Here is a 20,092-nt window from a genome sequence, read left to right as displayed (position 1 = left end):
TGTCATGTCGGAAACATGCTGACCAATGCCGACATCGCCGAACTGACCGATCTGCGGCGCGACCTGCACCGCTACCCGGAACTGTCCGGGTCCGAGCATCGCACCGCCGCCCGCGTGGCGGGCCTGCTGCGCGATCTGGGCGCGGATGAGTTGTGGACCGGCATCGGCGGCACCGGCGTTCTGGCGGCGTTTCGCGGTGCCGAACCCGGCCCATCGGTCATGTTCCGGGCCGAACTTGACGCCCTGCCGATCACCGAGGCGGACGGCCTGCCCCACCGCTCGACCGTGCCGGGGGTGGCGCATCTGTGCGGCCATGACGGGCATATCTGCGGCGTGCTGGGGCTGGGGCGGCTGCTGTCGCGTCAACGCCCGCAGCGCGGCGTGGTCTGGCTGCTGTTCCAGCCCGCGGAAGAGGATGGCAGCGGGGCCGCCGCCATGCTGGCCGATGCCCAGCTGCCCGCATTTGATTACGGCTTTGCGATCCACAACTATCCGGGCCTCGCGCAGGGACAGGCGCGGTTGCAGGCAGGGGTGATGAACTGCGCCTCGGTCGGGATGCGGGCGCGGCTGACCGGCGCCACCGCCCACGCGTCCGAGCCGGAAAAGGCGCGCACGCCGACGCTGGCCCTAGCCGCGATCCTGCCCGCCCTGCTGGCGCTGTCGCGGGGGTCGCCGGGCGAGGCAGCCTATCGGCTGGTCACCATCACCCATCTGTCGATGGGCGTCCCCGCCTTCGGGATCACACCGGGCGAGGCCGAGATCTGGGCCACGCTGCGGACCAGCACCGATGAGGGGATGGCCGATCTGCGGCAGCAGGCCATGGGGATTGTCCGCGACGCCGCCGTTGACCGGGGGCTTGCGGTGGATTTCGACTGGCAGGACGATTTCGCCGCCTCGGTCAACGACCCGCAGGCGACGGCGCTGATGGGCGAGGCCGCCCGCGCGGCGGGGTTCCAGCTTTCGGACGCCGATCTGCCGCTGCGCGCCTCCGAGGATTTCGGCCGCTTTGGATCGCGCGGGCGCTGCGCGATGATCTTTCTGGGCGCGGGCGCCGACCGCCCCCCGCTGCACGCGCAGGATTACGACTTTCCGGACGATCTGATCGCGCCGTCGGTCACGCTGTTTCACGCGCTGGCCCGGCGGCTTACCGGCTGAGCGCCTCGCGCAGCATGTGATACGAGACCTTCGGCGTGCGGATCTGGGTGGTGTAATCGACATGCACCAGCCCGAAGCGCGGCCCGTAACCCAGCGCCCATTCGTAATTGTCCAGAAGCGACCATTGGTAGAAACCGCGCAGATCGACCCCGGCCTTGATCGCGTCCAGCGCCGCCTGCAGGTGATCGCGGATGAAACCCTGCCGCGTCGTGTCGTCCACTATGCCGCATTTCTGGCTCTCCAGCCCGGCCATGCCGTTTTCGGTCACATATAACGGCAGGTGCGGGGCGGCGGCGGCGGCGCGCAGCAGGAACTCGGTCAGCCCCTCGGGCCGGATCTCCCAGCCGATGCCGGTCTTGGGCAGCGGGCCGGGCACGAATTTGAACGACGGCCACAGCTCGTCCGACCCACGCAGGATCGAGCGGGTGTAGTAATTCACCCCCAGCCAGTCCAGCGGCGCGGCGATCAGCGCCATGTCGTCCTGCCAGCCCGCCGGCATATGCGGCCCCAGCCCGTCCAGCGCCAGCGCCGGATAGCCGGCCCCGGTCACCGCGTCCAGAAACCAGCGGTTATAGATCGCGTCCCGCCGGGCGGCGGCGGCCATGTCGGCGGTGCTGCGGCTGGCCGGGTGCGCGGTCTCGAAATTCAGCACGATGCCCAGATTGCCATGCCCGTCGGCGCGCAGCGCCTGCAGGGCCGTGGCATGGGCCAGCAGGCAATAATGCGAGGCATGGGCGGTGGCGCGGATGTCGCGCAGCCCCGGCGCGTGCTTGCCCAGGAAATGCGACAGCCAGGCGATGCACCACGGCTCGTTCAGGGTCGCGGTCATCTCGATCCGGTCGCCCAGCCGGGCCATGACGGCGCAGGCATAATCGGCGAAACGCTCGGCGATGTCGCGGTGGCACCAGCCGCCCTGAAGCGACAGCGCCGAGGGCAGGTCCCAGTGATACAGCGTCAGCACCGGCGCGATCCCGCGCGCCACCATGCCATCGACCAGCCGGTCATAGAAATCGAGCCCCTCGGGATGGACGTTGACCCCGTCCGGCATCACCCGCGCCCAGCTTGTCGAGAATCGGTAGCTGTCGAAATTGCCGTCGCGCACCAGGTCCAGATCGCCCGGCCAGCGGTGGTAATGGTCGCAGGCCCGCGACCCGTCGCTGCCGCCGGCGGTGTTGCCGGGCGTGGCCGCAAAGCTGTCCCAGTGGCACGGCCCCGCGCCGCCGAAGCTGCTGCCCTCGATCTGATAGGCGGCGGTCGCGACCCCAAAGCGGAAGCCGGGCGGAAAGTCCTTGCGTGTCAGCACCGGCGGCCCCTTTCGCGTGTCCCTCTGCCCGCCATTCCTAGGCCCCCGCGGCGCCCGGGCCAATCCCCGGATTGATCCCGGCCCGCCAGCGGGCTAACCCCGCCCCAACGAACGGGAGAGCAGCATGAGCCGAATCGACGCCACCTTTGCCCGCCTGCGTCAGGCGCAGCAGAAAGCCTTTGTCAGCTATGTGATGGCAGGCGACCCCGATCCGGCGACCTCGGCCCGGATCCTCGCCGGTCTGCCCGAGGCGGGCGTGGACATCATCGAGCTGGGCCTGCCCTTCACCGACCCCATGGCCGACGGCCCCACCATCGAGGCCGCCGGTCACCGCGCGCTGGCGGCAGGCGGCGGTGTCACCGCGACGCTGGATCTGGTGCGCGCCTTCCGCCAGCAGAACGACACCACGCCGATCGTGCTGATGGGCTATTACAATGTCGTCTTCGGCCGTCCGGGCGGGGTGCAGCAATTCCTGACCGACGCAGTCGAGGCCGGGATCGACGGGCTGATCATCGTCGATCTGCCGCCCGAGGAAGATGCCGAGCTGTGCCTGCCCGCGCAGGAAGCCGGGCTGAACTTCATCCGTCTGGCCACGCCCACCACCGACGACAAGCGCCTGCCGGCCGTGCTCGCGAACACGTCGGGTTTCGTGTATTACGTCTCGGTCACCGGCATCACCGGGGGGGCGGCCGCCGATGCCGCGACCATCGCGCCCGAGGTGGCCCGCATCCGCAAGGCCGCCGGCCTGCCGGTCGTGGTCGGTTTCGGCATCGCCACGCCCGAGGCGGCCGAGGCGATTGCGGGCATCGCGGATGGCTGCGTCGTCGGCTCTGCCATCGTCAAGCGCATCGGCGAAGGGCAGCCCGTGGACGAGGTGCTGGCCTTCGTGCGCAGTCTTGCCGAAGGCGCCCATCGCGGCTGATCCCGCCCCGGTGACAAGCGCGTGAGGCGGCGGTGAACCTGCCGCTGCGGACCCCCCTGCGCCCGCCTTGGGTGCTGGCGGGCGGGTCTGAAAGCCGCTAGCATTCCGCCATGACCGACCAGTCCCTTCCCGTCCTGCCGTCGCTGCCCCGACCGGCGCCCGATCTGCCAAGGCCGCGCAGCTTCTGGCAGCGGATCGTCGACCGCATGGCGGCGTTTGTCGGTGCCCGGCGGGCGGCGGTGCCGCCGGAAAAATCGGTGGCCTTCACCATCGCGGTCATCGCGCTCGGCGCGAAAATGGCCAAGGCGGATGGCCGCGTCGACCGGTCCGAGGTCGCGGCCTTCCGGCGCGTCTTCACCATCCCGCGATCCGAGGAAAAGAATGCGGCCCGCGTCTTCGATCTGGCGCGGCAGGATGTGGCCGGCTTCGACGCCTGGGCGCGGCGCGTGGCGCGGATGTTCCCGCCGGGCGATCCGGTGCTGGAAAACGTGCTGGAGGGGCTGGTCATCGTCGCCAGCGCCGACGCCGCCCTGCACGAGGCCGAGCGCGCCATGCTGGACGACATCGCCCGCATCTTTGCAATTCCGCAGGACCGGGCGCAGGTGATCCTTGCCCGCCACGATCCGCAGCGGGTCATCCCGCCCCATATCGTGCTGGGCGTGCCCGAGGATGCGCCCTTGGCGCAGGCCCGCAGCCGCTGGCGCGAATTGCTGCGCGAGCATCACCCCGACCGCGCCATCGCCGCCGGCCTGCCGAAAGAGGCGATCCGCCTGGCCGAGGCCCGCACCCGCGCCATCAACGACGCCTGGCAGCGCCTGCGCGACGCCCACAAGGCCGGGATGCGGACGGCGCATTGACCCACCTTCGGGCGCGTGACCGGAACCGGAACCGCGCGGCGGCGGTTCTGTTCAGAGCATGGCGGGGTCAGCATGACACAGCGAAGTCAGTCGAGAATCGTTCTTCACAGCCGCGCGGCGGTCAGCCGTGTCGGGCATAGTCACGGGCTGCTGTTCGCGGCGCTGATGGCCGGCGCGGTGATTGTCGCAAGCGCTGCGGGCGCACAGGGCTGGCAGATGCCGAAACAGGACGCGCCGCCCCCTGACAGCCAGCAGACCCAGCCGCGCGACCGCCTCGCCCTGCCGCCCACCGCGCGCGATCGGGACGACAGCCCCCTCGACCGGCTGATGAGCGACATGTTCCGCCGCCTGCAACCGCATATCGAGGGGATCGGGGACGAGCTTGCCTCGACCATGAACGAATTCGCGCCGGCCTTCGATGAACTCGGCAAGATGATGGACGATATCGGCAATTACGAGCGCCCCGAGCGGCTGCCCAATGGCGACATCATCATCCGCCGCCGCGCCGATGCCCCGCCGCCCCCGCCGATGGACGAGTTGCAGCGCTTCCTGCCGCAGAAACGAGACCCCGACGCGCCGCCCGCCGAGCCGGAGCGGACGGTCCCGCAGCCGACGCCGGGCGTGCCGCAGACGGATCTGTAGCCTTCCGCGCAGCGCCAGCGCGACAGGTTCAAGCGGAACCGCGCAGCCTTCTCCCCTCAGCCAAGGGTGCCCAAGCCGCAGCCGCCGCTCGGGCAGCCCGCTCTCCCCCCTACCGCAACACCAGCACGCTGATCGGCGAGTGGCGCACGACCTTGTCGCCCTGCGAGCCGACGCGGAAGGTCCGCATCTCGTCCGGGCGTTGCGAGGACATCAGGATCAGGTCGGCGCCGACCTTGGTCGCGTTCTCGATGATGGTCTCGGCCACATGGCCATAGCCGACATGGGTGGCGACGTTGGGCAGGTCGGGCAGCTCGCGCGCGACCAGGGCGTTCAGCTGCGACTTCATCTCGTTCAGGGCGCGTTTCTCGTATCCGCTCGGCAGATAGCTGGCGACCCAGGCGCTACCGACATCGTGGACGACCCCCAGCACATGCAGCGTACCGCCGGGCGCGAGCAGCGCCACCGCCTTGGGCAGCGCCTCGCGCCAGCTGATCTCGTGCTGGATGTCGACCGGCAGAAGGATGGTCTTGAACATGGGGTTTCCTTTTTCCTCAGCCCGCGGCGCGGGGCTGAATGGGTGCGGGGTCACGGACCGCGCCGGTGCCGCCGTCTTCGGGACCGATGCGACGGCGTTGCAGCCAGACCACCACCGCCAGCAGCAGGAAGGCGGGAATGAACATCCAGTATTTCGACGGCGTCTCGGCCGGCAGGCGCACCAGCGTCACCGTCTGATCCCAGTCCAGCCCCGCCTTCTGCGCCGGGCTGTCGAAGGCGACGTTGTCGATCACCACCTCGGCCCCGTTCTGGATCACATCGACGCCAAGCGCCTGCAGCCGTTCTTCGCCGGTGGCGCCCTCGGGGACGGGCATCTGGACGCGGAAGGTGACCGGGTTGCCGATATCGTTCAGCCCCGCCACCTCGAGCCGGAAGGGCTCGCCCACCGGCGCCTCGGCCAGCGCCTGCACCAGTTCGGCGGGTGGGCGGTCGTCCCAGGGCGGCGCGACCATGTCCATCCAGAAGCCGGGCCGGAAGATGCTGAAGGCGATCAGCAGCAGCAGCGCGCTTTCCAGGATGTTGCTGCGGGTCAGGAACCAGCCCTGCGTCGCCGCCGCGAACAGCAGCATGGCGATGGTGGCGGTGATGAAGACGAAGATGCCCTGCAGCCATGTCACGTCGATCAGCAGCAGGTCGGTGTTGAAGATGAACAGGAAGGGCAGCGCGGCCGTCCGCAGACTGTAGAAGAAGGCCACCACCCCGGTCTTGATCGGGTCGCCGCCCGACACGGCGGCGGCGGCGAAACTCGCCAGCCCCACCGGCGGCGTCACATCGGCCATGATCCCGAAATAGAAGACGAACAGATGCACCGCGATCAGCGGCACCAGCAGGCCGTTCTGCTGCCCCAGCGTCACGATCACCGGCGCAAGCAGCGCCGAGACGACGATATAGTTGGCGGTCGTCGGCAGCCCCATCCCCAGGATCAGCGACAGCACCGCCGTCAGCAGCAGGATCGCCAGCAGGTTGCCGCCCGACAGCACCTCGACCACATCGGCCAGTGCCGAGCCGACGCCGGTCTGGCTGACCGCGCCCACGATGATGCCGGCGGTCGCGGTGGCGATGCCGATGCCGATCATGTTGCGCGCGCCCGAGATCATGCCATCGACCAGATCGTTCACCCCACCGCGCAGGGCGGCGCCCATGCGGCGTTCGCCCATCTGGTCCTGCCCGCGCAGCATCAGCATCAGCGGCCGCTGGGTCAGCAGGATGAAGATCATGAACGCGGTCGCCCAGAAGGCCGAGAGGCCGGGCGACAGCCGGTCGATCATCAGCGCCCAGACCAGCACCACCACGGGCAGGATATAGTGCAGCCCCGAGCGGACCGTCGGTCCGGGCAGCGGCAGTTCGGTGATTTCGGCGTTGGGGTCGTCGATCCGCAGCGGGATCTCGCGCGAGCCGACCCACATCAGCCCGATATAGGCGGCCGTCAGCGCGGCAAAGATGACATAACCCGCCGCGCCGCCAACGGTCGGCCGCACCCAGCCCATGCCGTAATAGACCAGCATCGACAGCGCCGACAGCACCAGCACGCCGAAGACGAAGCCGACCAGTCGCCGCATCCACGGCCCCGGCACATAGGCGCGGGGCAGACCCTCCATCCCGGCCTTCATGGCCTCGAGATGGACGATATAGACCAGGGCGATATAGCTGATCGAGGCCGGCAGCACCGCGTGCTTGACGACGTCGAAATAGGGGATGCCGACATATTCGACCATCAGGAAGGCCGCGGCCCCCATGACCGGCGGCATGATCTGGCCGTTGACGGATGACGCCACCTCGACCGCACCGGCGCGTTCGGCGGAAAAGCCCACGCGCTTCATCAGCGGGATGGTGAAGGTGCCGGTGGTGACGACGTTGGCGATGGACGAGCCGGAAATCAGGCCCGTCATGGCGCTGGATACGACAGCCGCCTTGGCCGGTCCGCCGCGCATGTGGCCCATCAGCGAAAACGCCACCTGAATGAAGTAGTTACCGGCCCCGGCCTTGTCCAGCAGCGCGCCGAACAGCACGAACAGGAACACGAAGGAGGTCGAGACGCCCAGCGCGATCCCGAACACGCCCTCGGTCGTGATCCACTGGTGGTTGACCACCTCGGACAGCGAGTTGCCCTTGTGCGCGATGATGTCGGGCATGTAGGGGCCAAGGAAGCTGTAGGCCAGAAACACCGTCGCCACGATCATCAGCGCCGGGCCAAGCGAGCGGCGCGTGGCCTCGAGCAGCAGCAGCAGGCCGATCACGGCAAAAACGAAATCCTGCCGGATGGGCGCGCCGACCCGGCCGCTGATCTCGCGGTAGAAGATATAGATATACAGCGCCGCCCCGACCGAGGCGATGGCCAGCACCCACTCCCATGGCGGGATGCGGCTTTTCGGGCTGCCCAGCAGGATCGCCCCGACCAGCATGGCGGCGACAAGGCCGATCCACCACGCATTGCCGGGCGGTGCGCCGTTGATGAACAAAAGTGCCAGAAACACCGGCACGCCGATCGCCAGCACCATCTGCACCGGCGAGCGTTCGGCGGGATAGGCCAGATAGGCCAGGAACATCGCGAAGGCGAGGTGGATGGACCGCGTCTCGGTATCGTTCAGGATGCCCCAATTGACCATGAAGGGCAGGGGCGAGGCGATCCAGATCTGGAACAGCGACCAGCAGAAGGCGACGATCAGGATCAGCCGCCCGACCCAGCCCGGCGGCGTGCGCGCGCCGGTGTCGGACGAGGCGACGAGTTCGTCGATCTCGGCCTGCGACAGCCCGCCCGCGCCCGAGGCCGCGTTCTCGACCGCGGCGGCGTCCATCTGCCAGTCCTCGCGCCGCTTGCGGGGCGGCGTGGCGCCGGGTTGGGGATCGCCGGTCGGGCCGCCGGTCGGATCGTTGTCCTGTGTCATCTGGCGTCCCCCCTGTTTTCGGTTTTCGCATCCTTGCCGTGCTGCGACGCTGGTCCATCGCGACCGCATCATGGCGGTTTTATTTCAGTCTTTACAAAAAACGGCCCCGCCGCAAGAGCAGAGCCGTCCAGTCGGTTTCAGGTCGGGGCGCTCTCACGCCCCGACGCATCCGCAGGGCCGCGTCTTACTGCAACCAGCCCTGTTCGCGGTAGTATTTCTCGGCGCCCGGGTGCAGCGGGGCCGAGTTGCCTTCATTCACCATCGCCTCGGGTTCGAGGTTGGCGAAGGCCGGGTGCAGACCCTTGAAGCGGTCGAAATTGTCGAAGACCGCCTTCACGACCTCATAGACCACATCGTCCGGCACATCGGCCGAGGTCACGAAGGTCGCCTTGACGCCGAAGGTCTCGACGTCGTCGTCATTGCCCGCATACATGCCGCCGGGGATGATCGCCTTGGCATAGAAGGGGTTGTCCTCGACCAGCTTGTCGATTTCGGGGCCGTTGACCGGGACCAGATTGGCCTCGACCGTCGAGGTGGCTTCCTGGATCGAGCCGTTGGGGTGGCCGACGGTATAGACGATGGCGTCCACCTTGTTGTCACCCAGCGCGGCGGATTGTTCGGCGGGCTTCAGTTCGGATGCCAGCGAAAAATCGTTCATCGACCAGCCCTTGGCGTCCAGCACGACTTCCATCGTGGCACGCTGGCCGGAGCCGGGGTTGCCGACATTGACGCGCTTGCCCTTGAGGTCGTCGAAGCTGCCGATATTGGCATCCTTGCGCGCGACCACGGTGAAGGGCTCGGGATGGACCGAGAATACCGCGCGGATGTCCTCGAACTTCTTGTCGCCGGCGAAATCCTCGGACGAGCCGTTATAGGCGTGGTGCTGGATGTCGGACTGGGCCACGCCCATGGTCATGTCGCCGGCCTGAATGGCGTTGACGTTGGCCACCGATCCCCCGGTCGAGGGCGCGGTGCATTTGATGCCGGTTTCGGCGGTGTCGCGGTTCACGAGGCGGCAGATCGACTGGCCGACGACGTAATAGACGCCGGTCTGGCCGCCGGTGCCGATGGTGATGAAACGCTCTTCCGCGGCCTGCGCGGCGGTGGCGAGCGCGGCCAGGGTGAAGGCGGCGGTGAAGGTCTTGATGATCTTCATCTGTTGTCTCCCAGTTGGTTCAATGGGGGCAGCATTCGACATCCCGCGCAAAAGTGCAAGTTTTCCGCCCGCTGCATCGCATCTTTCGCGCCGGAAACCGGGGCTGTCGCAAGCTATTGCCGACCGGCCTTGGGTCATGCCAACCTGCGCCTCGGCGCCGGGCCGCAGGTGGCGGCGCATGGACAGCGCGGACAGGTCGGACAGGAACGGGGACGAGATGAAATCGGATGTCATCATCATTGGCGGCGGCATTGCCGGGGTATCGGCGGGGGCGCTGATCGCGTCGGGGGCGCAGGTCACGCTGCTCGAATCGGAAAGCATGATCGGCCATCACACGACCGGCCGCTCGGCCGCGATGTTCATCCGCAATTACGGCGGCCCCGCCGTCGCCCGCCTGAACGAGATCGCCGAGGCGGTGTTCGAAAACCCCGAAGGCATCTCCGACCAGCCCCTTCTGACCCCGAGGGGAGAGCTTCATGTCGCCCGCGCCGACGAGGCCGAGCATCTGGAACGCTATCTGCGCGATGCCGAGGGCATGGACCGGGTCACCACCGAAGAGGCGCTGCAACTGTGCCCCATCCTGCGACCCGAGGCGGCGGTCCACGCCGCCATCGAACGCGGCGCGCAGGCCATCGACACCGATCTGCTGTTGCAGGGTTACGCCAAGATGCTGCGCCGCAACGGCGGCCGGATCGAGACCGGCGCCCCGGTCACCGCGATCACCCATCAGGGCGGGACGTGGCGGGTCGAGACGCCGAAAGGCACATTCGAGGCCCCGGTGCTGGTCAACGCCGCCGGCGCCTGGGCCGATCAGGTGGCCGGCCTGGCGGGTCTGGCGCCGGTCGGGCTGGTGCCGCGTCGCCGCAACGCCGCAATCCTGCCCGCCCCTGCCGGTCACGATGTCGAGACATGGCCGATGGTCGTGAACGCTGCCGACCGCTGGTATATCAAGCCCGAGGCCGGCAAGCTGATGTTCAGCCCCAGCGATGCGGTGCCGTCCGACCCCTGCGACGCGTGGTCGGACGACATGGAACTGGCCGAGGGGCTGGACCGCTTCAGCCAGGACGTCACCTATGAGGTCACGCGGGTCGAGCGGTCATGGGCGGGGCTGCGCAGCTTTGCCCCGGATCTGGCGCCGGTGGTGGGCTTCGATCCCGACGCCACGGGTTTCTGGTGGCTGGCCGGTCAGGGTGGCACCGGCATCCAGACTGCGCCCGCGCTGGCCGCGCTGAGCGCGGCGGGCGTGCTGGGTCAGCCCTCGCCGGTGTCGGACGAGGTGCTGGCCAGCTTCTCGCCCAAGCGGTTCCGCACCGCCTGAGGTTCCCGCCCGGCGCCCCGTCAGCGGGCGGCGGGCGCCCCGTACAGGTTGCGGGCGCGGGTTTCGAAGGCGCGGACGATGCGCGACATCGCCTCGTCGAAGACGACGCCGATCAAGCGGGCCAGCAGCGCGTTGCGGAACTCGAAATCGACGAAGAAATCGACCTCGCAGCCGGGTGCGGCGGGGTCGTCATCGGGCAGGTCACGAAAGGCCCAGCCGGAATGCAGATGCCGGAACGGGCCGTCCAGATATTCGGTGTCGATCTTCAGCGCCTCGGGCCACAGGGTCACGCGGCTGCCGAACCGCTCGCGGAAGACCTTGAACGAGATCACCAGATCGGCCTCGATCACCTCGGCGCCGTCGTCGCGCTGCTGGCGCGCGCGGATGCGGGCGGCACTGTTCCAGGGCAGGAATTCGGGGTAACGCGACACATCCGCGACCAGGTCATACATCTGCTGCGCGGTATAGGGCAGTTTGCGCGTCTCGGAACGATGGGGCAAAATGGCATCCGTGGTCTGGCAAGTCTGGCCGCACATAACGCAGGGGGCAGAGGTGAACAACCTGACTTGGCTGATACGGGCGTCGCGCTGGGTGCGAAACCCGCCCGGACCGCGCCGGATCAAGCTGGTTTTCGGGATCATCGCGGCAGGTCTGGCGATGCTGGCGCTGGAAAAGCTGGGCTGGTGGCCGGATTGGGCGACGCTGGAGCGTGGCCGCGGCAGATGGTAGCGGGGCCGCGCGCCCCCTAAAGCCCCGCCGCCTTGAAGGTGTTGCAGGAGGCCAGCGTCCCGCCGTCAAAGCCGCGCATGAACCATTCCTGCCGATCCGCCGACGAGCCATGCGTGAAGGCATCCGGCACCGCCGCGCGTCCGGCGCTTTGCATCAGCGCGTCATCGCCCACGGCGGCGGCGGCGTCCATCGCCTCGGCCAGGTCGCGGCGGTCGATGCGCAGATCCTGCGCCGAGTTCCTGGCCCACATCCCCGCGAAACAATCCGCCTGCAATTCCGTCAACACTGACAGATAGTTCGAATCGCGCTTGGTCGCCTGCTGGCGCATCTGGGTGACGCGCGGCAGGATGCCCAGCTGGTTCTGGACGTGGTGGCCGACCTCGTGCGCGATGACATAGGCCGCCGCCAGATCGCCGCCCGCGCCCATCTTCTGATCCATCACCCGAAAGAAATCGGTGTCCAGATAGACCTTTTGATCGACCGGGCAATAGAACGGCCCCATCTGCGAGGACGCGCCCCCGCAGGCCGAGCGGGTCACGCCGGAATACAGCACCATCTGCGGGTCGCGGTAATCCTGCCCGGCCTGTTCGCGCACGCTTTGGCCGAACACATCCTCGGTCTCGGCCAGGATGACCGAGACGAATTGCCCGATCTCGCGTTCCTCGGCGGTCAGCTCGCGCGGCTCGCCGGTGGTCGGCTGCTGCGACACGTCCGAGACCATGGGCGAGATGTCGATGCCGAAGAAATAGCCGAAGGCCAGCACCGCGAGCATCCCCACGATCCCGATGCCGCCCGCGCCGCCGGTGGTCATGCCGCGCCGATCCTCGATATTGCTGCTGCCCCGCCGTCCTCGCCACTGCATCGCCGAACTCTCCATCCTCAATCTGCCGCGCGACTGCGCCGGCCGGTCATCACGACAAGGCCCGGGCAGCCTTGACGGTTCCCTGATCGCGGTTCATTTGGGGCACCGCGCCACCCCGGCGCGGCGGGAATGGCGCGATGCTCAGACGGCTCTACGACTGGACCATGGGGCTGGCCGCCCGGCCCGACGCCATGCTGGCGCTGTTCCTCGTGGCCTTCGTCGAAAGCTCGTTCTTTCCGATCCCGCCCGATGTGCTGATCATCCCGATGGTGCTGGCCGCGCGCTCGCGTTGGGCGCGGATCGCGTTGGTGGGCGCGGCAGGTTCGGTGCTGGGGGCGCTGTTCGGCTATTGGATCGGCGCGGCCTTCATGGACACGATCGGGCACGCCATCCTCGCCACCTATGGGAAGGAGGGGCAGTTCGCCACCCTCGCCGCGCGGTTCGAGGCCTGGGGCGCCTGGGCGGTGCTGTTCGCCGGGCTGACCCCCTTCCCCTTCAAGGTCATCACGCTGTTTTCAGGTGCGGTCGCCCTGCCCCTGCCGCTGTTCATCCTGACCACCATCATCGCCCGCGCCGGGCGGTTTCTGCTGGTGGCCTGGCTGCTCTATCGCTTCGGCGCACCGATCCGTGATTTCATCGAGCGGCGGCTTGGCCTTATGTTCGCGCTGTTCCTGACCGCCCTGCTGGGTGGCTTCTATGTGGTGAAATTCCTGTGATCCGACTGACCCCCCGCCAGCTTGCCCAGACCGCCGCCGCCGGATCGGCGCTGCTGCTGATCGCGGCCCTTGGCTTTCAGATGATCGGCTATGCGCCTTGCGAGCTGTGCATCCTGCAACGCTGGCCGCATCTGGCGGCGGCGGTGATCGGGCTGGGCCTGATCGTGACCGACAGCCGCTTGCTGCGTTGGGCGGGCGCCATTGCCGCCGCCATCGCCTGCGGGCTGGCCGTCTATCACACCGGGGTCGAGGCCGGCTGGTGGCCGGGGCCTGCCGCCTGTTCGGGCGGGATGGACGCGATGCTGCGGCTGTCGACCGAGGATCTGATGGCGCATCTGCAATCGGCGCCGGTGGTGCGCTGCGATCAGCCGCAATGGTATTTCCTGGGCCTGACCATGGCCGCGTGGAACGCCCTCGCCTCGGCGGTGCTGACCGCGATGTGGCTCATGGCGGCCAGCGGGCGCGGCATCCGCAGCTAGGCCGCCCCCGGCCCGGTTTGCGTTGCACCCAAGCCTGCGTAGGTGCTATACCGCAGCACAACAAGATATTGAGGCGCAAGACGTGGCTGACACCCCCGAAGACGACGATCTGGAACTGACCGGCGAAGGTCCGAACGGCGACGAGGACAGCGAACCGGCGCGTGTCGTGATGCATCATGACGGCCCGCAGATCAGCATCACCGAAGAGATGCGGTCGAGCTATCTCGACTATGCGATGTCGGTCATCGTCAGCCGCGCCATTCCCGATCTGCGCGACGGGCTGAAGCCGGTGCACCGGCGCATCCTGTTCGCGATGAGCGAGACGAACAACACCTATGACAAGCCCTATCGGAAATCGGCTCGGCCGGTGGGCGAGGTGATGGGGAAATACCACCCGCATGGCGACAGCGCGATCTATGACTCGCTGGTGCGGATGGCGCAGGACTTCTCGATGTCGCTGCCGCTGCTGGACGGACAGGGCAATTTCGGCTCGATGGACGGCGACCCGGCGGCGGCCATGCGCTATACCGAGGTGCGGATGGCGCGGCCGGCCGATTTCCTGCTGGCCGATATCGACAAGGACACCGTCGATTTTCAGGACAACTATGACGGCAAGGACCGCGAACCGGCGGTGCTGCCGGCGCGCTTTCCCAACATGCTGGTCAATGGCGCGGGCGGCATCGCCGTCGGCATGGCGACCAACATCCCGCCGCACAATCTGGGCGAGGTGATCGACGGCACGCTGGCGCTGATCGAGGACCCCGACCTGCCGACCGAGCGGCTGATGGAGATCATTCCCGGCCCCGATTTCCCCACCGGCGCCACGATCCTAGGCCGCTCGGGCATCCGCAAGGCCTATCTGGAGGGCCGCGGCTCGGTCGTCATGCGCGCCCGCACCCGGATCGAGGAGCTGCGCAAGGACCGCTTCGCCATCGTGCTGGACGAGATCCCCTATCAGGTGAACAAGGCCACGATGATCGAAAAGATTGCCGAACTGGCCAAGGAACGCCGGATCGAGGGCATCGCGCATGTGCAGGACGAATCCGACCGCCACGGCGTCCGCGTCGTCATCGAGCTGAAGCGCGATACCACGCCCGAGGTGGTGCTGAACCAGCTTTACCGCTTCACGCCCATGCAAAGCACCTTCGGCGCCAACATGCTGGCCCTGAACGGCGGCCGGCCCGAGCAGTTGACCCTGCGCGATTTTCTGACCTATTTCATTACCTTCCGCGAGGAAGTTGTCGCACGCCGCACGGCTTACGAGCTGCGCAAGGCGCGCGAGCGCAGCCATGTGCTGTGCGGTCTGGCCGTCGCCGTCAGCAATGTCGACGAGGTCGTGGCCACCATCCGCGCCTCGTCCGATGCCGCCGAGGCGCGCGAACGGCTGATGACGCGGCGCTGGCCCGCGCATTCGATCCTTGAATATCTGCGCCTGATCGACGACCCGCGCCACCCGGTGAACGAGGACGGCACCTATAACCTGTCCGAGACTCAGGCCCGCGCGATCCTCGATCTGCGCCTGCAACGCCTGACCCAGCTTGGCGTGCAGGAGATCACCAACGAGCTGCAGGCGCTGGCCGACAACATCCGCGACTATCTGGACATCCTCGCCTCGCGCGAGCGGATCATGGCGATCATCTCGGACGAGCTGCGCGAGGTGCGCGAGCTGTTCGCGGTGCCGCGCCGGACCGAGATCCTCGACTGGGCCGGGGATCTGGATGACGAGGACCTGATCGAGCGCGAGGACATGGTCGTCACCATCACCTCGGGCGGCTATATCAAGCGCACGGCGCTGGCCGAGTTCCGCTCGCAAAAGCGGGGCGGCAAGGGACTGTCGGGCATGGCCACCAAGGAAGACGACGTCGTCACCACACTGTTCGTCGCCAACACCCATACCGAACTGCTGTTCTTCACCACCGACGGCATGGTCTATCGCCTCAAGACTTGGCGCCTGCCGCTTGGCGGGCGCACGGCCAAGGGCAAGGCGCTGATCAACATCCTGCCGATCAGCAGCGGCACATCCATCGCCGCACTGCTGCCGATGGACGCGCCGGAAAGCGAATGGGACCGCTATCAGGTGATCTTCGCCACCGACGGCGGCGAGGTCCGGCGCAACGCGCTGTCCGACTTCACCAACATCATGCGCAACGGCAAGATCGCCATGAAGCTGCCCGAGGGCGTCAGCCTGATCGGTGTGCGCATGGCGACCGATGACGATGACGTGATGCTGGTCACCGCCGCCGGCCGCGCCATCCGCTTCCCCTCGACCGATATCCGCGTCTTCCAGAGCCGCAATTCGACCGGCGTGCGCGGCATCCGTCTGGCGCCGGGCGACCGCGTGGTCAGCATGTCGGTGATCCGCCACTTCCAGACCGACCCGGCCGAACGCGCCGCCTACCTCAAGATGCGCCGCGCCGTTGCCGGGGCGCTTGATGACGGCGCCGAGGCGGATGAGGACGAGGACAACGTCCTTGAAGCCAGCATCACGCCCAAGCGTTATGCCCAGATGTCCGCGGCCGAGGATCTGATCCTGACCATCACCGCCAAGGGGGCCGGCAAGATCAGCTCCAGCCACGGCTATCCGGTGCGCGGTCGCGGCGGTCAGGGCGTCATGGCGATGGACCGGGCGATGCGCGGCGGTGATCTGGTGGCCTCTTTCCCGGTCGAGCCGCATGACCAGATCATGCTGGCGACCTCAACCGGTCAGTCGATCCGGGTGCCGGTCGATGGCATCAGCTTCCGCTCGCGCTCTGCCGGCGGGGTCAGGGTCTTCAACACCGCGCCGGGCGAGACCGTCGTTTCCGTTGCACGGATCGCCGATCAGGGCGAGGATGAGGTCGATCAGGACGCCGGATCCGCCGACATCCAGACCCCGGACAGCCAAGCCCCGGACAGCCAAGCCCCGGACAGCCCGACCCCGGATACCGGCACCCCCGATTCCGAGACGTGATGCCCGGACCTGACGCCAACGCCTGATCCGCCGAAGCCTGAGCCGCCAAAGCCTGAGACGAGGACCACGGGTGCAGACACAGAACGAACTGCTGCGGGAACGGCTGCAAACCGGCTTTCTTGGCATCATCGCCTTTGCCCTGCTGCTGTTCCTGCTGGTTCAGGCGCGGTTCATGCTGATCTGCCTTGCGGTGGCGATCATCATCTTCTCGCTGACCTCGGACGCCATCGGGGCCATCGCCCGGCGCCGGGTGCCGAACTGGCTGGCGACGACGCTGGCGCTCATCGGGATCGGCAGCGGGCTGTTATGGGCCTCGGCCACGGTGGTCAGCCAGATCAACGAGGTGGTGACGACCTCGATCATCTATGCGGAACAGATGCAGGCGGCGCTGCCGGCGCTGCTGGAATGGCTGGGGCCAGAGGCGCAGCAGACGGTGGACACCGCGATCCGCAACTTCAACCTGACCGGCTGGATGCGGACGGCGGCGGGCAGCGCGTCGAACCTGCTGTCGGCGGCGGTGCTGATCTTTCTGTTCGTGGGTTTCATGTTCGCGGAACGGGCGTGGTTTCCGCTGAAGGTGGAAAGCCTGCTCGACCACGATAAAGAGGCCGCGCTGCGGGTCCGCAAGATCATCACCTCGATCATGCGCCGGGTGAACCGCTATCTGGTGGTCAAGACGCTGGTCAGCGCGGCGACGGCGGCCTGCGTCTGGGTGATCTTCACGCTGGCGCTGCTGCCGCTGGCGGGGCCGGTGGCGCTGCTGACCTTCATCCTGAACTTCCTGCCCTCGGTCGGGTCCATCGTGGCGACGCTGATCTCGGTCGTGCTGGCTTATGTGCTGACCGGCGATCTGGGGACGACCGCCTTCATCGCCATTGCCTGCTCGCTGGTGCAGTTCGCCATCGGCAATGTCATAGACCCGATGCTGCTGGGTCAGACGCTGCGGCTGTCCAGCTTTGGCATCATCCTGTCGCTGGCCTTCTGGGGCGCGATCTGGGGGATTCCGGGGATGTTTCTGGCGGTGCCGATCATGGTCGCGGTGATGATCGTCTGCGCGCATATACCTTGGCTGCGGCCGGTCGCGGTCATGCTCTCGCGCGAGGGGCACCCGGATGACGGGCTGACCGACTAGGCGCGGCCGCTCACTCTTTGAAGTGGCGGCTTTCCTTGATCTGGTCCCAGGCCCAGACGACCTCGGACAGACGCTCTTCGTCCGAACGGTCGCCGCCGTTCATGTCCGGGTGAAGAACCTTTACCAAGGCCTTGTATTGCTTGCGGATCTGGGTTCGGGTCCAGCTTTCCTGCGCCTCGAGGATGTCCAGCGCGCGGCGTTCCGTCGGCGGCAGCTTGCGGCGTGCGGTGGCGGCCCGGACCGACGGATCGGTGCCGTTCGCGCCCAGGATCTCCAGCGGGTCTGACACGCCGTGCCGGGCCCAGGCCTGTTCCTGCGCCGCGCGGCCAAAGGGCTTGGTCGGACGTTCCCAGACCGTCGCATTGTCCAGAAACGCCTGGAATTCCTCTTCCGACTGGCCCTGGAAATAGTTCCAGTTCTGGTTGTATTCGCGGACATGTTCCTTGCAGAACCAGAAATAGTCGTCGAGGTTGCGCGGATTCTTCGGGGCCCGGTACTGGCCCGGCGCCTCGCAGCCCTCACGCTCGCAGACGCGGGTCGAGGTTTCAAACGCCCCGGTCATGCCGCGCCGCCCGCGCGTGCGGCGCTTCTTGTCCGATTTGGCCGAGAGGTCGAATCCGAATGGGTCTTGGCTGCTCATTTCCATGCCTTGTTCTGCTTGGGGCCGGCAGTCTAAGCTATTTCAAACAGGATGTAAGGGGGCCAGAATGATTGCCGACGAGATTCGCGACAGCCTGCAGGTGCTTCAGCCGACCCGGCTCGAGGTGATCGACGACAGCGAGCAGCATCGCGGCCATTCCGGCTGGCGCGAGGGCGGGCAGACGCATTTCCGCATCCGCATCGCCGCGCCCGCCCTGAAACCGCTGTCCCGGGTCGAGCGGCACCGGCTGATCCATCGCAGCCTGGGCGACATCGTGCCGCGCATCCATGCGCTGGCCATCGAGATCGAGGATTAGGCTAGGGCGTCAGCCCCTCCTGTCTGTCAGCGCCACCGGACCGGACTGCCACGCGGCCCGCTGGCGCAGAGGCACTTATCGCCCCAAATGCGAAAAACCGGGCGATGCCCGGCTTTTGACCTGTGAAACTGGAGCGGGCGATGAGATTCGAACTCACGACCCTAACCTTGGCAAGGTTATGCTCTACCCCTGAGCTACGCCCGCATCCGTTTCATCCCGACGCTGTCTCGCGCCGGTGAGCGGTGATTTAGGTCGTCCCGCCGATGGGTGCAAGCGGAAAAATCCCCTTTCGGGAAAGTTTTTCGCTTGTCAGCCGGTGGCGCTTTGGGCCTGATCCGGCGGCACAGGGGGAAACCATGCAGCCGAGCGCGCTGATCCATGACTTCATCCGCCGCGCCCTGGCGAGCGGGGCCGATCCGGCGGGAATCGACGCCGCGCTGGCCGCCGCTGGCTGGGCCGAGCGCGAGCGCGCCGACGCGCTGGCGGGCTGGCTGGTGCTGCGCGGCCTGCCCCCGGTGCCGCGGCCACGGCCCTATGTCTCGGCGCGCGAGGCGCTGCTATACGGGCTGCTTTTCGTCTCGCTGGGGATGCTGGCGTCGCATCTGGTCCAGATCGGCTTTCGGCTGGTCGAGATCCTTTGGCCTGAACCGGGCGAGCGGCCCTATCTGCCGGGCGCAGGCCTGCGCTGGCCGATGGCGGTGCTGATCACCTTCACGCCGGTCTTCCTGATCCTGAACCGCATGGCGCAGCGGCGGAGCGCTGCGCAGGCGGCGGGGCGGTCGCTGGTGCGGCGGTGGTTTGCCGCCATCACGCTGCTGATCGCGGTGTTGACGCTGCTGGGCGATGCCGTGGTGACGATCTATGCGCTGCTGGATGGCGAGATCACGCTTCGCTTCGCGCTCAAATCCGCCATCGTCGCGGCGGTGGCGGGGCTGATCCTTGCCTATTACCGGGACGAGGCCAATGATTAGGATTCAGGCCCGGGGATACGCGGCGGCCACGATCGCGGTCTGCGCGGTGCTGGCGGTGATCGCGGGGCTGGTCATCGGCGGCGGACCGATGCAGGCCCGCATGGAAAAGCGCGACCTGAACCGCCTGTCCGATCTGCGCCAGATCAGCGCCCATATCGCCTGCCTGGCCGAGGGGCTGGGCCGCCTGCCCGACACCCCGCCCCCGCGCCTTACTGCCCGGAACCACCGCCGCTGGCCGACCCCTATACCGGCGCGGCCTATCGCTATGAGCGGATCGACGCCCGGCACTGGCGCGTCTGCGCGACCTTCGAGCTGGCGCAGCCCGACCGCCTGCCTGACTATCCCGGCGATTTCGACGCCCGCAGCGGTTGCGTGCTGGGCTCGCTTCCGGCCGAGGCCGCCACTGCCACCCCGGCCCCGGCCCAGCCTGCGCCCCAACCTGCGGCACCCTGACCGGCTGGACGGCACGGCGCCGATTGGGTAACAGGCTGACAACCTATTTCC

19 protein-coding genes, 1 tRNA gene and 1 pseudogene are annotated in these 20,092 nt (G+C 67.7%); 13 read left to right on the top strand and 8 right to left on the bottom strand.

What is annotated here, in order from left to right:
• Nucleotides 1–15: 15 nt before the first annotated feature.
• Nucleotides 16–1,155 carry an amidohydrolase gene (locus CYR75_RS03930; RefSeq protein WP_101498931.1) on the top strand — a complete coding sequence of 380 codons (1,140 nt, stop codon included), beginning with the start codon at nt 16–18 and terminating at the stop codon, nt 1,153–1,155.
• On the opposite strand, the gene CYR75_RS03925 is transcribed toward CYR75_RS03930, so the two are convergent.
• On the bottom strand, nt 1,145–2,458 hold the full coding sequence (locus tag CYR75_RS03925; RefSeq protein WP_101498930.1) for a GH1 family beta-glucosidase: 1,314 nt from the start codon (nt 2,456–2,458) through the stop codon (nt 1,145–1,147). The genes CYR75_RS03930 and CYR75_RS03925 overlap by 11 nt on opposite strands.
• A 124-nt stretch (nt 2,459–2,582) precedes the next feature.
• Between CYR75_RS03925 and trpA the strand changes: the two genes are divergently transcribed.
• The 3 genes from trpA to CYR75_RS03910 all read left to right on the top strand — a co-directional run bounded on the left by trpA (nt 2,583) and on the right by CYR75_RS03910 (nt 4,879).
• On the top strand, nt 2,583–3,380 hold the full coding sequence (gene trpA, locus CYR75_RS03920; RefSeq protein WP_101498929.1) for a tryptophan synthase subunit alpha: 798 nt from the start codon (nt 2,583–2,585) through the stop codon (nt 3,378–3,380).
• Nucleotides 3,381–3,490: 110 nt separating this feature from the next.
• On the top strand, nt 3,491–4,237 hold the full coding sequence (locus tag CYR75_RS03915; RefSeq protein ID WP_101498928.1) for a molecular chaperone DjiA: 747 nt from the start codon (nt 3,491–3,493) through the stop codon (nt 4,235–4,237).
• A gap of 72 nt (nt 4,238–4,309) precedes the next feature.
• Nucleotides 4,310–4,879, top strand: a complete 570-nt coding sequence (locus tag CYR75_RS03910; RefSeq protein ID WP_101498927.1) for a hypothetical protein — start codon at nt 4,310–4,312, stop codon at nt 4,877–4,879.
• A gap of 109 nt (nt 4,880–4,988) precedes the next feature.
• Here CYR75_RS03910 and CYR75_RS03905 read toward each other — a convergent pair whose 3' ends face one another.
• The 3 genes from CYR75_RS03905 to CYR75_RS03895 all read right to left on the bottom strand — a co-directional run bounded on the left by CYR75_RS03905 (nt 4,989) and on the right by CYR75_RS03895 (nt 9,475).
• Entirely contained in the window at nt 4,989–5,414 is a 426-nt protein-coding gene (locus CYR75_RS03905) for a universal stress protein (protein WP_101498926.1), read from the bottom strand.
• A gap of 16 nt (nt 5,415–5,430) precedes the next feature.
• Nucleotides 5,431–8,229: a TRAP transporter permease gene (locus CYR75_RS03900; RefSeq protein WP_101500860.1), complete on the bottom strand. Its 2,799-nt coding sequence runs from the start codon at nt 8,227–8,229 to the stop codon at nt 5,431–5,433.
• A 274-nt stretch (nt 8,230–8,503) separates the two neighbouring features.
• Nucleotides 8,504–9,475, bottom strand: coding sequence for a TAXI family TRAP transporter solute-binding subunit (locus tag CYR75_RS03895; protein WP_101498925.1), 972 nt, complete (start codon nt 9,473–9,475; stop codon nt 8,504–8,506).
• A gap of 178 nt (nt 9,476–9,653) precedes the next feature.
• On the opposite strand from CYR75_RS03895, the gene CYR75_RS03890 reads away from it, so the two are divergent.
• Nucleotides 9,654–10,793, top strand: a complete 1,140-nt coding sequence (locus tag CYR75_RS03890) for an NAD(P)/FAD-dependent oxidoreductase (protein ID WP_225972827.1) — start codon at nt 9,654–9,656, stop codon at nt 10,791–10,793.
• Nucleotides 10,794–10,813: 20 nt separating this feature from the next.
• Here CYR75_RS03890 and CYR75_RS03885 read toward each other — a convergent pair whose 3' ends face one another.
• Entirely contained in the window at nt 10,814–11,293 is a 480-nt protein-coding gene (locus tag CYR75_RS03885) for a type II toxin-antitoxin system RatA family toxin (protein ID WP_101498923.1), read from the bottom strand.
• A 52-nt stretch (nt 11,294–11,345) separates the two neighbouring features.
• On the opposite strand from CYR75_RS03885, the gene CYR75_RS16205 reads away from it, so the two are divergent.
• Nucleotides 11,346–11,522 carry a hypothetical protein gene (locus tag CYR75_RS16205; protein WP_192876679.1) on the top strand — a complete coding sequence of 59 codons (177 nt, stop codon included), beginning with the start codon at nt 11,346–11,348 and terminating at the stop codon, nt 11,520–11,522.
• Between the two features lie 16 nt (nt 11,523–11,538).
• On the opposite strand, the gene ypfJ is transcribed toward CYR75_RS16205, so the two are convergent.
• Nucleotides 11,539–12,384, bottom strand: a complete 846-nt coding sequence (ypfJ, locus tag CYR75_RS03875; protein ID WP_101498921.1) for a KPN_02809 family neutral zinc metallopeptidase — start codon at nt 12,382–12,384, stop codon at nt 11,539–11,541.
• A gap of 137 nt (nt 12,385–12,521) precedes the next feature.
• On the opposite strand from ypfJ, the gene CYR75_RS03870 reads away from it, so the two are divergent.
• The 4 genes and pseudogenes from CYR75_RS03870 to CYR75_RS03855 all read left to right on the top strand — a co-directional run bounded on the left by CYR75_RS03870 (nt 12,522) and on the right by CYR75_RS03855 (nt 17,661).
• A complete protein-coding gene (locus tag CYR75_RS03870; protein WP_101498920.1) occupies nt 12,522–13,100 on the top strand; it encodes a YqaA family protein in 579 nt (192 codons plus the stop codon).
• A complete protein-coding gene (locus CYR75_RS03865; RefSeq protein WP_101498919.1) occupies nt 13,097–13,579 on the top strand; it encodes a disulfide bond formation protein B in 483 nt (160 codons plus the stop codon). The genes CYR75_RS03870 and CYR75_RS03865 overlap by 4 nt, the downstream gene beginning before the upstream one ends.
• 169 nt (nt 13,580–13,748) lie before the next feature.
• Nucleotides 13,749–16,409 (top strand): annotated as a pseudogene (gyrA, locus tag CYR75_RS03860) (DNA gyrase subunit A); the annotation flags it as partial.
• Between the two features lie 190 nt (nt 16,410–16,599).
• Entirely contained in the window at nt 16,600–17,661 is a 1,062-nt protein-coding gene (locus CYR75_RS03855; RefSeq protein ID WP_225972826.1) for an AI-2E family transporter, read from the top strand.
• A gap of 10 nt (nt 17,662–17,671) precedes the next feature.
• Here the strand turns inward: CYR75_RS03855 and CYR75_RS03850 are convergent, their stop codons facing one another.
• Nucleotides 17,672–18,301, bottom strand: coding sequence for a J domain-containing protein (locus CYR75_RS03850; RefSeq protein ID WP_101498918.1), 630 nt, complete (start codon nt 18,299–18,301; stop codon nt 17,672–17,674).
• 67 nt (nt 18,302–18,368) lie between these two features.
• Between CYR75_RS03850 and CYR75_RS03845 the strand changes: the two genes are divergently transcribed.
• Nucleotides 18,369–18,617: a BolA family protein gene (locus CYR75_RS03845; RefSeq protein WP_101498917.1), complete on the top strand. Its 249-nt coding sequence runs from the start codon at nt 18,369–18,371 to the stop codon at nt 18,615–18,617.
• A gap of 129 nt (nt 18,618–18,746) precedes the next feature.
• On the opposite strand, the gene CYR75_RS03840 is transcribed toward CYR75_RS03845, so the two are convergent.
• A tRNA-Gly gene (locus CYR75_RS03840) sits at nt 18,747–18,821 on the bottom strand.
• Nucleotides 18,822–18,973: 152 nt separating this feature from the next.
• Here CYR75_RS03840 and CYR75_RS03835 point away from each other — a divergent pair.
• Complete coding sequence (locus CYR75_RS03835) at nt 18,974–19,588, top strand: DUF5671 domain-containing protein (protein ID WP_101498916.1); 615 nt, start codon at nt 18,974–18,976, stop codon at nt 19,586–19,588.
• Nucleotides 19,581–20,072 carry a hypothetical protein gene (locus CYR75_RS15945; protein WP_158644565.1) on the top strand — a complete coding sequence of 164 codons (492 nt, stop codon included), beginning with the start codon at nt 19,581–19,583 and terminating at the stop codon, nt 20,070–20,072. Before CYR75_RS03835 ends, CYR75_RS15945 begins: the two co-directional genes overlap by 8 nt.
• Nucleotides 20,073–20,092 lie beyond the last annotated feature (20 nt).

It is taken from the genome of Paracoccus jeotgali, from assembly GCF_002865605.1.
GTDB lineage: Bacteria > Pseudomonadota > Alphaproteobacteria > Rhodobacterales > Rhodobacteraceae > Paracoccus > Paracoccus jeotgali.
The sequence above is the reverse complement of the archived record's forward strand: the minus strand, read 5'-3'. Positions and strand labels throughout refer to the sequence as shown.

Coding starts and splice junctions, on each gene's coding strand:
- ypfJ (WP_101498921.1), bottom strand. CDS start 12,384: ATGCAGTGGCGAGGACGGCGGGGCAGCAGCAATATCGAGGATCGGCGC.
- CYR75_RS03895 (WP_101498925.1), bottom strand. CDS start 9,475: ATGAAGATCATCAAGACCTTCACCGCCGCCTTCACCCTGGCCGCGCTC.
- CYR75_RS03910 (WP_101498927.1), top strand. CDS start 4,310: ATGACACAGCGAAGTCAGTCGAGAATCGTTCTTCACAGCCGCGCGGCG.
- CYR75_RS03930 (WP_101498931.1), top strand. CDS start 16: ATGCTGACCAATGCCGACATCGCCGAACTGACCGATCTGCGGCGCGAC.
- CYR75_RS03835 (WP_101498916.1), top strand. CDS start 18,974: ATGCAGCCGAGCGCGCTGATCCATGACTTCATCCGCCGCGCCCTGGCG.
- CYR75_RS03900 (WP_101500860.1), bottom strand. CDS start 8,229: ATGGACGCCGCCGCGGTCGAGAACGCGGCCTCGGGCGCGGGCGGGCTG.
- trpA (WP_101498929.1), top strand. CDS start 2,583: ATGAGCCGAATCGACGCCACCTTTGCCCGCCTGCGTCAGGCGCAGCAG.
- CYR75_RS03915 (WP_101498928.1), top strand. CDS start 3,491: ATGACCGACCAGTCCCTTCCCGTCCTGCCGTCGCTGCCCCGACCGGCG.
- CYR75_RS03890 (WP_225972827.1), top strand. CDS start 9,654: ATGGACAGCGCGGACAGGTCGGACAGGAACGGGGACGAGATGAAATCG.
- CYR75_RS03870 (WP_101498920.1), top strand. CDS start 12,522: ATGCTCAGACGGCTCTACGACTGGACCATGGGGCTGGCCGCCCGGCCC.
- CYR75_RS03845 (WP_101498917.1), top strand. CDS start 18,369: ATGATTGCCGACGAGATTCGCGACAGCCTGCAGGTGCTTCAGCCGACC.
- CYR75_RS03905 (WP_101498926.1), bottom strand. CDS start 5,414: ATGTTCAAGACCATCCTTCTGCCGGTCGACATCCAGCACGAGATCAGC.
- CYR75_RS03850 (WP_101498918.1), bottom strand. CDS start 18,301: ATGAGCAGCCAAGACCCATTCGGATTCGACCTCTCGGCCAAATCGGAC.
- CYR75_RS15945 (WP_158644565.1), top strand. CDS start 19,581: ATGATTAGGATTCAGGCCCGGGGATACGCGGCGGCCACGATCGCGGTC.